At 33.6% G+C, this 13,831-nt stretch carries 12 protein-coding genes; all 12 read right to left on the reverse strand.

The features are described from left to right. Nucleotides 1-304: 304 nt before the first annotated feature. On the reverse strand, nt 305-406 hold the full coding sequence (locus AB3I00_RS13490; protein WP_143351974.1) for a putative holin-like toxin: 102 nt from the start codon (nt 404-406) through the stop codon (nt 305-307). A 242-nt stretch (nt 407-648) separates the two neighbouring features. Then, nucleotides 649-2,088: a helix-turn-helix domain-containing protein gene (locus tag AB3I00_RS13495; protein ID WP_368025466.1), complete on the reverse strand. Its 1,440-nt coding sequence runs from the start codon at nt 2,086-2,088 to the stop codon at nt 649-651. An 80-nt stretch (nt 2,089-2,168) separates the two neighbouring features. Further along, the gene (locus tag AB3I00_RS13500; protein WP_368025467.1) at nt 2,169-2,855 is read right to left on the reverse strand and encodes a DNA/RNA non-specific endonuclease; all 687 of its coding nucleotides are present in this window, start codon (nt 2,853-2,855) and stop codon (nt 2,169-2,171) included. Then, a complete protein-coding gene (locus tag AB3I00_RS13505; protein ID WP_368025468.1) occupies nt 2,852-3,769 on the reverse strand; it encodes a hypothetical protein in 918 nt (305 codons plus the stop codon). The genes AB3I00_RS13500 and AB3I00_RS13505 overlap by 4 nt, the downstream gene beginning before the upstream one ends. Nucleotides 3,770-3,933: 164 nt before the next feature. Then, a complete protein-coding gene (locus AB3I00_RS13510; RefSeq protein ID WP_368025469.1) occupies nt 3,934-4,332 on the reverse strand; it encodes a hypothetical protein in 399 nt (132 codons plus the stop codon). A 39-nt stretch (nt 4,333-4,371) separates the two neighbouring features. Next, nucleotides 4,372-9,672: a helicase-related protein gene (locus AB3I00_RS13515; protein WP_368025503.1), complete on the reverse strand. Its 5,301-nt coding sequence runs from the start codon at nt 9,670-9,672 to the stop codon at nt 4,372-4,374. Between the two features lie 209 nt (nt 9,673-9,881). Beyond that, nucleotides 9,882-10,220: a TnpV protein gene (locus AB3I00_RS13520; protein ID WP_368025470.1), complete on the reverse strand. Its 339-nt coding sequence runs from the start codon at nt 10,218-10,220 to the stop codon at nt 9,882-9,884. Nucleotides 10,221-10,931: 711 nt separating this feature from the next. Further along, a complete protein-coding gene (locus tag AB3I00_RS13525) occupies nt 10,932-11,270 on the reverse strand; it encodes a type II toxin-antitoxin system PemK/MazF family toxin (protein ID WP_325828461.1) in 339 nt (112 codons plus the stop codon). Further along, nucleotides 11,263-11,490 carry a hypothetical protein gene (locus tag AB3I00_RS13530; RefSeq protein WP_094939995.1) on the reverse strand — a complete coding sequence of 76 codons (228 nt, stop codon included), beginning with the start codon at nt 11,488-11,490 and terminating at the stop codon, nt 11,263-11,265. The genes AB3I00_RS13525 and AB3I00_RS13530 overlap by 8 nt, the downstream gene beginning before the upstream one ends. A gap of 296 nt (nt 11,491-11,786) precedes the next feature. Continuing rightward, nucleotides 11,787-12,035 carry a hypothetical protein gene (locus AB3I00_RS13535; RefSeq protein ID WP_325828462.1) on the reverse strand — a complete coding sequence of 83 codons (249 nt, stop codon included), beginning with the start codon at nt 12,033-12,035 and terminating at the stop codon, nt 11,787-11,789. 134 nt (nt 12,036-12,169) lie between these two features. Then, nucleotides 12,170-12,646, reverse strand: a complete 477-nt coding sequence (locus tag AB3I00_RS13540; RefSeq protein WP_368025471.1) for an EF0163 family protein — start codon at nt 12,644-12,646, stop codon at nt 12,170-12,172. Between the two features lie 9 nt (nt 12,647-12,655). After that, nucleotides 12,656-13,819: a glucosaminidase domain-containing protein gene (locus AB3I00_RS13545; protein WP_368025472.1), complete on the reverse strand. Its 1,164-nt coding sequence runs from the start codon at nt 13,817-13,819 to the stop codon at nt 12,656-12,658. Nucleotides 13,820-13,831 lie beyond the last annotated feature (12 nt).

Consider the following 13,831-nt stretch of genomic DNA (forward strand, 5'->3'; position numbering starts at 1 on the left):
TCAAAAGATACATAAAAAGAGATAGTTTAATAGACAGCTGTTTTCAAGTTGTAGTCGTTGCTGGCGACATCACTTCCTTTAATTTTTTTATGTAAATGAAATATATGTAAAAAAATAAAGATTAGTTTTTGTTAAAATAAAACTAACCTTTATTTCTTCACTTTTTTATCTATCTAAGTTATACTATATGTAAATAAGGAGCTATGCGCAAACATAGCCCCTAAAGTGTAGCCTGTTTAAGACAGTGACTAGTATTTTTATAGGTTAAATAAACCCGTCAATCCAGCCAAAGATTATGACGGGTTTATTTTTTGTTGTTTTTGCTAATTGTCAGCATAATGCCGACTAAAGCAAGGACGAATGATCCAAATTGAATCATTAAACCAATTGCTTCAGCAACAGACAAAAAATGCTACTCCCTTCTACGAAGTAGGAAAATGCACATAGGCATCACCCCCTGAGTAGCCACCGTCATAAACTTACTACACATTTAGTATAACATTTGTATATTAAATAAAAAAGATAGGCACTGCCTGAAACTTCACTAACGGACAGCACCTAAAAAACCTAAATAATGGACGTTGTATCATTATTTTATCAAAAGCGTACTTGCTTGTTAATATATGATTTGTAATGATATCCGATAAATTACAAATCATTTTTGTGATTATAGATTAAAGTAATAATTTTACGTAATTTTCTCCAGTCTTCAGCTGTTGGATTTTTCTTCCAGATAACTGTTTTCACACCAGAATTGTAACTTATACAATCAGATAGATAAATATCTGTTTCTGTAGACATATCTTTTTGAATGTGGATATTGAGATCTTTCATATTTTTCACTTCTTCAGAAATATATTGAGTATAGAGTTCTCCCAGAGAAAAATCAACATAGACGTACACAGGTTGCCTTAAATCACTAGCTAGATACAGTGTTTTAGTTAAATAAGTATACTTATAGAAAAGTTGATTTTTAGCTGTGAAATTACTTAAATGTAATTGATCTTTGTATTCATCTAATGTTGTGCTAATTGCTGTACTCAAATAAGGATATGCATCATGTATCATTTGAAGCTGTGTCTTTGAAGAAAAAGAATACAAAATAAAATCAAATATCTTGTGACTTCTATTAATTTCTTTTATCTGATTTTTAAACTGTTCAATTCTATTTTTTTCTTTTGGTTTAATCTTAAGAAGAATTGAATCTGAAATTAACTCACTGATATAATCTGATTCCTTAAAATTATCTGTTTTTATAAGTATGTCCACGTCGTCCATACCTTCATATTTTATAAAACCCAATATATATTTCAACTCACGAAATAAAGACTCCGCTTCTTTGACAAACATTCTCTTTTTGATAAATTCCTCAATTATATTCCAAATATCATTTGCATCTTCAAATAAAAAATAATCTTCTTTTTCCGATATATAGCAATTATTTTGCAAACGACTAATCAAAATTCCTAATAATAGTTCTAGCTTTATTTTATTAATATAGGAGATTTTTAAATCAAATATGTTGGTTAACAATTGAATAAAATCATTAACAAATTTTTGCTTATCTTTTGAAAAGGGAGAATCTATTCCCTCATATACTTCGTAAAAAAAAGAAAAATATAAATTTCTAATTTTTAGTTCACTACCTACTAAAAAACCATTCTTCACGTTAATATCGTAATTGGAAAAAAAGGTTCTTATTATTTTTTGTCTTGCAAAACCACTACCTTCAGAAAAAAAATACTTTTTACAAAAAATCTGTGGAGTAACTTTTTCTTTCAAAAGATCTTTAAAATACAAGAATGTTGGATTATTTTGTAAATAGGATAATTGAACTTCTTTAATAAGCTGCAAACTAAGATTCCTGCTTTCGATATAAAGACCCTTTTTTTCAATTTTAGGTTTTCCATTGTATTCTTTCAATTCGGTTTCTAATTCCTCTAAGAGCTTTACTAATTTAGCGGATTTTATACCTAATATTTCACAAAAAAAAGAAACTTTAATAAAAGTTTCTGGCTGCCCCTCTAAATATCTAATGATAGATAACTTAATGCGCTCATCTTCTTTAAGAAAAAGTTCAATATTCACTGTTCATTTCTCCTACCTTCTAAATTTGAGGATAAATTATAAATAATGTGCTTTTATTTTTCAACTATACTTCACACATTCTATTTACTTATTGATTTACCAGTTAAATAATCAATCTTGTATCCTTCTTGTTGATTCTTGATATATACGTTAAAAGAAAGTTGATTGTCCTCAATACTTTGTACTTCAAGCTGAATACCTCTAGAAACTAACTCGTTTCCTCTAAAATCTGGAGTTACTCGATAGCGAACGTGATTTCCTGTTCTTCTCAAATATTTAGCAATTTGATTCTCATATTCTACCATTCCTGGTGTGTTAAAGGATCGTGTACCAGTCATTAAATTTCTAGGATTATTGTTCTCTCCGGTTAATTGGAAACCTATTAAATAACAGCGATTGTACAACCATTCTCCATTGGTCATTCTTTTTTGTTTCCATCCTGAAGGGTTAATATATAATAGTTCTCTCTCATTTGTTGGCATCATACTTCTATTCAACATAGCGTTAGCTTCTCCAACTCTATTCAATGAATCAAGATTAGAAAAATTTTGCCATGTTCCATTTTTCAGTGATAAATCTTCTGAAGAAAAATCAGGTCGATTTTGTCTTACTATTTCATCCTGGTAATTCTTATTGCCTATTTCTGAAAAATTATCCTTTGTAGTAAGTTTAAATAATTGTGTTGTCACATTGTCGTTTAATTGACAGCCACTAAGCAAACAAAAGCTTAAAAATGAAAGAAAATAAACAAATAGTTTTTTTATCATATTTCAAATTCACACTCTTCTTCATCATTATACTTTAGTGATTCAGTTTGCAGAGCCAATTCATTTGTCATAGTTTCAAACGATTCTTCGAAAAACTGGAATTTTATCTGTTCAAAAACTTCGCCTTTATAAATACGATCCTCTTCTCCAGACCAGTTATCCCTCCATATAACTGTATCGTTATCTGTAAGAATAAAATAATCGCACTCCGTCTCTAAAGAAGAGACACATAAGATTTGGATTTTCTCTGACATTTCTAGTTGATCAAAATATCGTTGATCCGCTACAGTCATTCGCGTTTCAGGAATTTCAAATAGCCCATCTTCAGATTGATCCACATATCGTTTCAATTCTCCTAACGTATAAAATTTATCATAACTTTCTTCAACAGGTTGTTTTTTCACTAACGCCTCTTCGACTTCTTTTTCTACTGAAAGTTGAAAAACATCAAAGTTTTGGTTTGTCCAGTTCCAAATATTTGTGTGAAAATCTTTATACTCCACACCATGCATTTGTCTTTCAAATCCACAATAATGATTTCCTTCTGGTGATTCCAAGTGACCACTTCCATCATCATAAACATGCCAATTCCATCCTTCTGGTAATTTTTTGGCTGGATAAATTTTTTCATCGTCTTCTTGATTGATTTTTTCTTCCTGTTCTTTTTGTAATAGCTCATTTGTTAGCTTCTCAATTTCTCTTTGAGCTTCTATAAAGGAATCTGCTCCGTATAAATACCCTTCATGACTTGTAAAGCTAACATAGGAAGTATCAATTTCCGCATCAATCTCGTAAAGAGTTTTACCCTCTGGATCTTTCAAATAGCCTCTTTGATTTGTGAATATGTGCCATTCCCACCCTTTTGGTAACGTTTCAGCTGGATAAATCCTCTTATCCTTTTCTTCATTTAACACATCTCTTTCCTCCCTCTATTTTTTTCAATCCAATAGAAATTTTTATGATTTTATTTTTATCATTACTAGAGGAAAAACCTCTTGTAATCATCCTTTATATACAAACATTCACTACAACATTATCTGAATGAAAGGCCACAAATTGGTAATTTGATTTTGTTTATTCAGAAATCTAGATCCACTCCTATTTCTCTATCCCGATAAAAGTTTGAATCTTCATATTCTATAATGCTGTCTGATAAGACCTTAGGTTCAAACGTTACTTCGTCAATCAAAATTTCAATCTCCTCTTTAACATTTCCTTCAAAAACGGTCGCACTTTCACTTGGCACATTATCAAACCAAACTGCTTTATCATCTGTGATATTAAAGTAATTTCTGATCCCATCTGACGTCCAAAAACATATGGTTTTGCTATCTTCTAATGCTTCAGGAACATCAAATACCTCTAAATCACGTTCATCAACGATTGCTACGTCTGAATCAGGAATCAATAATATCCCATCTTCTGTTGCTTCTAATTTAGTTAATATTTCCTTTAATGTATAAGTTTCGTTTGTCATTTCAATTACCTCCAAAATTAAAAGAAATGTAGGGAATCCCTACATTTCCATTTCTTCCATATTATTTTCTTCTGTAGAATATTCTGCTTCATACTCTACATTTTCTTCTATCTCGTCAGACATTGATTTTGCATCTGTCTTCTTACTTAGTGAACACTCGATTTCTGTATTGATTCGAGTCTGTTCTGCTACCTTCTCTTTCAATTCCTCTTCTTGTGGGAAAGGCTGCCCAAGCTGGTTTTTTGCTATTTCTAATTTTTCTTCCGTTTCTTTGAGTTGCTCCTGCTTTTCTTCTATCTGTTCAGGCAGTCTCTGTATAGTATTTTCAAGTCGACGAACCATACCAATACCTGCTTGTGGATCAATTAGCGTAGTATAACGACCACCTTCAGATTGCAATTTCATTTCTAATTGTCCATATTGCATTTCACTACGTTTCAAATGAATACTAAAACCTTGATAAGCACCCACTTCTATAAATTCTTCAGAACGATTATAAGCTTGACATAACTGTTCAAGCTTTTGTGCAGCTTCCGTTCGAGAATCATAAGTCATATTCATCAATTGAATTTGAAATTCATTATTTGAATACTTCTTTGTCATATTAAGATCTTTCTCTAATTGGTGAATCGATTGTTTAATGGATCGTATTTTACTTGGGTAATTTTTTTCTACATTTCGTTTTAAACTCTCTTGTTCATTCAAGAAAGAAGATTGTAACATCCTCAAACGACTAATCTCATTGTCCAATTTCATCTTCTCTGCAATTAATGGGTTACCAGTTGCTAATGCTTTGACTTCTGAAGCATCTAAAACTGTTTCAGACAATTCATCAACGCTTCGAGAAATAGCTTTACCAGACATAACTTGAGAGATATAGGTTTGCTTTTGTTCCTGGATCTGCCACAAAAAACTATCGAATGTCCCTTTCGTCACATAACGATAGATTTGAACTTCTTTGTTCTCATTTCCTTGTCGAATAATTCGACCATCACGCTGCTCGATATCTGACGGACGCCAGGGACAATCAATATGGTGTGCCGCAATCAATTTATTTTGGACGTTTGTTCCTGTTCCAACTTTACTTGTGCTTCCTAGCATAATGCGAATCGTTCCTTTTCGCATTTTCTCAAACATCTCTTCTCGTTGCTTGTCATTTTTCGCATCATGAATAAATACAATTTCTTCTTTTGGTATCCCCTTATCCATCAATAATCGTTTCATTTCATCATAAACATTAAATTTTTTAGGATTCGGTGTACCAGAATCAGAAAAAATCATTTGTGTAGAACGACCAGCTGCCGTTTCTTTCCAAATGGTAAATACTTTATTGGCACAAGTAGCCAATTTGGTTTGTTTCAATTCTTCAGAATCATATTTTTCTTCATCATAATCTTCAAGTAAACGTGGATCTAAGGCCATCAGCTTTGCTTCATTCGTGATTTTTAACATGTTATCTTCTTCTGGAGTCACTTGTCTTTCACGTATCGCCATTGCACGATTCCCTAATTCTTCTACTTTGTCTTTTTGATACTGAATCGGCTCAGTAACAATGATTTGAGCTTTTCCTGTTTTCACTTCAGGTACAGGAAGTTTTAACATTCCAGGTGTTTGAATATCCGCCACTAAATTAAACATGTTCATTAATTCAGGTAAATTATGAAATTTTGCAAAACGATTCTTCATTTGATATCCGCTTCCCTCAGGGTTGATCTCTAAAGAAGAAATAATTTCACCAAAAGTTGACGCCCATGCGTCAAAGTGACTCACACCATACGCTTCTAATACATCTGGTTGAAGGTATTTCTGCATCGTAAACATTTCAGACATCGAGTTAGAAATCGGTGTACCTGTCGCAAAGACTACACCTCGTTGATTATTCTCTTCCAACAGATATTTGACCTTCATTTCCATATCACTGGCACGTAAGCTATTGGAAGAGTTCACGCCTGCTACATTTGATAATTTCGTATAAGAATAAAGATTCTTATAGACGTGCGCTTCATCTACAAATAAGAAATCCACTCCTAAATCTTCAAAATAAATCATATGGTCTTTCTTATCTTGCTTATTCAATTTTTCTAAGCGTTCATTTAAACGTTTTTCAAAGGAGATCATCTGTTTAATTGACCAGGAGTCTTCGTCACTATGCATCTGATATTCTGTAACTGCTTCTGATACTCGATCAATTTCTTCTTGTAACATTTTCTTTTGACGTTCTGGCGAGAGCGTGATTTTTTCAAATTGACTATGCCCGATAATAACTGCGTCGTATTCTCCCACAGCAATTCGAGAGACAAACTCTTTTCGATTATTTTTCTCAAAATCTTTTTTTGTGGTAATCAGCACTTTTTTAGCGGGATAAAAACGCAATAATTCCGTCCCAAAATCCCCAACTAAGTGATTGGGAACGACATACAATGGTTTTTTAATCAATCCATGTTCTTTCATCATCATTCCTGCCGTAATCATGGAAAGAGTCTTTCCTGCGCCTACGGAGTGCGCCATTAAGGCTCTTCCTTCATGTAAGATTCGAGCGACCACGTTTTGTTGCGCAGGTCTTAAGGTGATTTTTTGGTTCAGACCAGGAAATTCTAGTTGGCTGCCATCATAATTTCTCGGCACAATTCGATTGAACCGTTCTTCATAGATTGCATGTAATTCTTCCAATATCTCACTATGATTCATCACCCAACTTTTAAAGGTTTCTTGTAGCTCTTCTTGTTTCGTACGTGCATACATCGTTTCTTTTGGATTGAGTTCGTATCGTTTCTTACCATCCTCATCAATGACTCGATCTCGTACTTCTACTTTTAAAAGATTTAAACTGTTTTCCAAAATCAAATACGCATTCGCACGTCTTGTTCCATATTTATTGGTTGTTAGCGCATTTTCGCCTCGATTTTTTCCACGAATATAATACTTGGACGTATAGGAATCATATTCAATTTGAATGATTCCATTCCTCTTCATGTATTGGGGTGTCTCAAACAACTCATACATAAACGATTGATAAATTTCTCTTGGTATCCAGGTTGCTCCTAAAGAATAATCAATATCTCCAGCTTTCAAAGGCTTCGGCTGTGACTCTTCTAATGCCTTCACATTTTTATGAAAGACGTCTGGATAAGATTCTATCGCTAACTTCGCTTCTGCTAATTTCTGTTTGACATCCCCACTTAGATACTCTTCACGAGTTTCCCATACATCACCAAAGATATCTCCCTGGTACTTAATAGGATTGACAAAAATTGAATCCTCTAATTCTTCAATGATTGTTGCTTTATCTTTTGGATAAATAGACAGCATATAGTCAAGATCAACCTTCATTTGACGATTAATTGATAATTGTAAGGCTTCTTGTGCTGAATCAACTTGCGTAACTTCATCCATTTGTCGAATCGTTGCTTGAAAGAAAATATCATCTTTTTGAACGGTTCCATCTTCTTGTACGATTTCAATCGCTTTTAAAAGCGGACAATACTCATCACGACTAAATACTTTCCATACCTTATCAATCGAACCATATGTTGATACAAATGCATCATAACGAGCATTGAGCTTGTTTAAAGAAAGCTGGAACTCTTCCTGTGAATATTCTGTATTCCGTTGTATTTCAATCACAGAAATCAAGGACTCTTTGATTTCAATTAATCCTTTAATTTGTTCTGTTGCTTTTTGAGAACCGGAATATTTTTCAATCTCTCCAGCATTATTGTAGAATATTTCATTATGAACAATGCCATAGTTAAATAATGGAATTTCTGTTTCCGATACTTCTGTTTCTTTAGAAGATAATTCAATCATTTCTTCTTTCTTTGATACATTTAGTTGACCATCAAAATTCAAGAATGCTTGATTTAAATGATCAATTAAATTTTCTTCACGTGGTTTGACCGTTAATGTTTGACCTCTAAAATTCTTGATAGCTAAATCGCCTAAGACCATCTCTTTGTGACGAATAAAGTAATTATTCATTATCACTCCTGGTATTTCTGGATCTGATCCGTTAAAGACCCAATTTGGAGAATACTTTAATTCTCGTTCAGAGTTCTTCTGGAAGAAAAGAATATCCGTCACAACATCCGTTCCCGCAATTTTCTTAAACGCATTGCTTGGTAAGCGAATAGCACCTAATAAATCAGCTTTTTCGGCATATTCTCTTCTAATAGAAGAATCTGATTTATCCATTGTCGACATCGACGTGATAACCGCTACAATTCCACCCTCTTTTGTGCTATCAATGGCTTTTTTGATAAAGTAATCGTGAATCGCATATTTTTTAGAATAGTTAGCATCTTCAATTTTGAAATTATCAAAAGGGATATTACTAATAACTAAATCAAATTTGTCTTTATTTAAAGGTGTCTTTTCAAAACCTGTGATTTCAATGTTAGCGTCAGGGTGTAATTGTTGCGCAATTTTCCCAGTAATTGGGTCTAATTCCACCCCATAAAGTGTGGAATTTTCTCTGATTGTTTTTGGCATAGCCGAAAAGAAATTCCCTGTTCCTGTCGAAGGATCTAAAATTGTGCCACCTTTAAAGCCCATCGCTTCAATTTTTTGATAAATTGCTTGAATAATACGTGGATCAGTATAATAAGCAGTCAATACGCTTTCTCTAGCTGCTCGATAGTCCTCTGCAGATAACAAGACTTTTAGCTGATTTCGTTCACTTAGGTATTGGTCATCACGTTCGTCAAAAATCGCAGCCAAACCACCCCAACCGACATATTTTGCAAGAACTTCTTGTTCTTTGTCGGTAGCGATTCGACCAGGTGTCTGACTAATTTCTTTTGATAACCGAATGGCTTCAATATTGGCTTTAACTTTTTCTCTTGCTTTAATCGGATAAAATTGATTAATGGCGATATTCTCAAAAGAAAAGCCGATTGTTTTATTCCTATAAAGTTGTTCAAACGTCGGTTCATCATGACTGATTGTCTCTTTTTTAGCTTCTGTTTTCGGAATAAATGTTACTTTTGCTCCAGATTCTTCGATTACATCAGTTTTTTCTTCTGTTTCTATTTCTTCTAAATCAAATAGCGTTAATTCCTCTGCTTCAGTATCCGTTTGATTAAGCTCTTCTTTAGCTGATTCTTCTTTCTTCGAATGTACAACTCCAAGTTCTTCTTCAGTTAGATACTCATTTTGACGAATCAATAGCCCAATTCGTTCCTCAACTTCTGACCATTTCATCACACGTTCATAATCTTCATTAGCAATTTTTTTAATGAGTGTAATTCCTTTATTAGGTCGAGAATCCATCATAGAAAAAGAAGAACCTTGTAACTCTAGCGTAGAACCATACCATCCATATTCTTCTTTTAAAAAGTCCATACGTTCTTTTTTAGAAAGCGTTCTTTGATACAGCTGATAGATACGAATTTTCCCATTTTGTGTTCCTGATCCTCTTTTTAACACATCAGTCAATTCTTCCTCTGTAAAGTCTGGAGTAATTTCTTTATAGTCAGAATTTTTCACAACAAAAAAAGACTCTGAAGAATTACTTACCTCAAAGTCTTTCGTATCTGAATGGGATCTTAATTCTATAGAATCTCGCTCATTGCGATTTCGACTGCTTGTTCCCGAAACTGTGTTAGAATCTTCGCTTTTTCTTCGAAGTTCACTCGTTGAGCTGGTGTCAGTGGATTGGCTTCTTCCAACGCTTCCATCAATTCGGTTGCTCTGTCCCATACCTTCTTGTCGATCTCGTGACCCCACTTCATTAGTTCGCCTTCCATCAACTTGATTTGATATTCCACTGGATTCTCTTCCTGAAGCTTGTTGACGGCTATTTTCCCAAATCTCCCTAGTGGTTCGTTGTCTGGATACTCGATTTTCGGAATCAATTGCCCTGTCTCGTTCTCGTAGTATTCTAAGTTCATCTTCTCTCTCCCTTTCTTTTTTATAGACTAAAATTTCTTTACTAAGAAATTGATTGATTTTATTGGCATTCGTTAGAATTTCAACAAATAAAGAAAAATTTTGTAACTGAGTCAGCTCTGTATCCTTTATTTTAGGGATTTCAGCTCCTAAACTCTTACTTTGGGCTAAAGATACTCCTAAATCTATAGATAACCGACGAATAGTTGGATCAATATTAAAATCAATTTGTTCATCGATTTGATCTTGAATCTCTTGAGAAAAAAAGATCGACCATTTTTCATCAGTTAATAAGTAATCAGGAAATTGGATCTCTTTCCCAACAGTTTGAGATACATCAAAATAATGGCTAATAGTCATGCGATTTTGTTCAAGCTGCATTACCGTAATAGCCTTCTCCCCTTTTTTTACATATCTACCTAAAGCTTTCCATGTATCAAAGTCTGCAATATGAGTCGCATGTGGCTTTTGACCATGAATAAAGAGTTGGCTCGATAAATCATACTTATGCAGCAACTTAATTTGATTAAGAAATTGAATGAAAGATTCAGAGTCAGTTGTAACTTGTTGAAATGTTTCTTTAAATAATTGTTTCAAGTTTTCTTGTTTTTGCTTGTTCATGTTTTCTCCTCCCATAAAGATAAAAGAAGGAGGAGCGGATACGCCCCTCCTTAGAAAAGGCGTACCCTTTTCTATTCAGTTTTTAACAATCATCAAAAATCAATTTCTAGTGAATAATCTAAGATTTGTTTCACTAATAAAAAGTCTTCTCCTCTTAAACGATCAATAAATTCTTTGCTCACAATTCGATCAGTATCGAAGCTATGAATTTGTGTCGCATTTATTCTTCCATGTATCTTATATCCATGTAATGGAATATAACCAGAAAAATCATTTCCTCCTGAAGTAATTGGACACACAATAATATAATTCGTTTTTCGATTATACGCATTGGAAGAAACAACCAGTGCTGGGTGTTTCCCCCTCATCTCTCTTCCAAAAGAAGGCGTAAAATTCAACCATATGAGATCACCTTGTTGCGGTTCATACATCTTTTTCTATCTCCTCCTGGGCTAAAAATTGCCATTCCTCATCTTCAGCCTTTTGAAAAGATTCATCTGATAAAAATGGATTTTTAATTTTTGGTGTAAAAATCAATCCGCCATTTTTAGACTTATAGGTGACATACTCTGTTCCTGCTTCAACTTGATATTGTTTAGGAATTGAAATAGAGATTGAATTACCAACTTTTCTAGCTGTTACATTAATCATTCTACATTCCTCCTCTTCACAAAGAATTTTACCATGTAAAACCAAATTTTACAATGTATATAATCGTTAATGACTGAAAATGAACAAAGTTTAAAATAATTGAACTTCTCTTCTAAAAAATATACTGAATTGGATTATCGCCCTCCGGACAAACGGCATAATAGGAATCCCTTCCTTCTCTTTCTAGTACGTACGGTCTTCTTTTTTTTGTTTTTCATAGTTAGCAGGCGTTATCCTATACACTTTATTAAATCCTACTTTAGTTTTGAAAGAATCCATTCGATCTCCCTTTCCCATCAAATTTGACGAATTTGAAGCCACCAATCATCTGACAAAGGCGGAACATACCCTTCTTTTTCTGCAATTGCTAAACACTTTAAAACAGTTGATAATCCTAAAGAAAATTCATGATATTTATCTTTCATCATAAACATCAATTCCTCCACACATTCTTCACCTTGTGTATGATCCTCTACTTGCCACATTCCTTTTTCAATTTTAGGCATTGCTTTGTTATGATAGCCATTATTCATTTTATCTGACATGTTTTCCTCCATTTTATCGCATTCATATAATTGTTATAATTTTTATATTCAGTCAAATACTACTCATCATTCTATTTGTTGTAAAAATTCCCATATATTTTGGTATTTCATCTCCATTCTTTTTTTAGTATTATTCAATGTACATGAAGTTGCTCATAGCGAAAATTATCAATTTTATATTGGCCATCTTCTTCAATCAGTTGAACAACAAATAGAACTTCATTTTTCACACCACGACTATCTTCTTCACCCAATAATGCATATTGCTTTTCGCTATCTGTATCTTGAAACACTTTGACAATTTTTCCTACACTACGAAATTTAGCATCTAAATCAACATTAATGCCATTCTCTTCTTGGCATTTTTCTGTCATATATTCTTTAACTGATTGATTCCGTTCCTTTAATGAATTGAAATTTAAAAACTTATTTCCAAATGTTAATAGCATAGGACGCGGATTTTCTAGTTCTTTACTTGTTTCAGTCGTTGAATCTTCCGAAAGCATAGTTGACTGACTTGTATTTGTATCTGTTACTTTCGTTTCCTCTTTTTTATGACAACCCGAAAGAAAAAGAACCGCTAGTAAACTGAGTAATATAACTTTTTTCAATCTTCTCTCCTACTTTCCACTTTGTTGTAAATAAGGCAACGGATCTAACCAAACACCATCATTTGTAAATGCTGAAGCCTGTGCAGCATACCAATCACTTTTGGTAAACCCTAAGTGTAAATGTGCCGTATCTCTTATTCCTATTACTTGTCCTGCTTTAATTTTGTCACCTACTTTAACACGAGCATTTCCTGGTGACGAAGCAAATTCTTGATAAACCATACTCAAATCACCATCTTTAATTACAATGACACATGCTCCTAAAGCTGCAATACTTGGGTTACCTACAAAAGTAACAGTTCCTGCATGTACTGCATGAATTTCATTTCCAGGGTGATCAATTGATCCAAAATCTAAGCCGTTATGAAATCCGTTTAATCGAAACTCTCCACCAGGATTTTTTCCAAATAATTGTCCCCCTAAGAAAGATCCTTTATCTAAACTTGATCCAGGGAATGGATTAAACCAACCTCCACCTAAGCTTCCTGAACTATCTCCACTTGAAGAAGAGCCCATTGATCCCCATTTGCTAATAGCAAATTCATCATACTCCGTTAGCTTATAAGATTTAATTATTCCCATTGCACCTTGATAATATGCACTTCCTTCGGTTATTCCAGCAGCTGCATATCCACCACGTCCTAGAATCAATAAACATTGACCAGGATCTTTGTTTCCAACACAAGCATTGAAATTTGATTGAGTAGCTACCATATACCCATAATATGAATAGCATGCCTTTGCATTAGGAAACTTCATATAATTTCCTCCTTCGCTACCACCGACACCTCTCGCACTTCCTTTTGGATAAGGACATCCTACGTACCAAGTAATACCGAAAAAATTGTTATCATTTTTACCCGAATAAGATTGTCCATAAGCACTTTCCCAACCTAATTGAGAAAGAATTACTGAAGGTAATAATTTGTATTTGACTGCCGCTCCGACAGCGAATCGTGCATGTTCATCCGTTATCGGCCCACGTCCTTTTATTTCTTCAAAAATAGGTAAGTCTTCTGTATACTCTCCAGTAAATGTGCCTTCAGAATATGAACTACTATCTCCACTTGCACCAATCGAAGCAATCATTTCCATCATCATATTTAACGTAAGAAAAAAAGGAAAAACCAGCAAGGCTAATCCCGATAAAACAACTAATATTTTAAATTTCATGTTTTTATCCTC

This window comes from Enterococcus sp. C76, from assembly GCF_040886985.1.
GTDB lineage: Bacteria > Bacillota > Bacilli > Lactobacillales > Enterococcaceae > Enterococcus_B > Enterococcus_B lactis.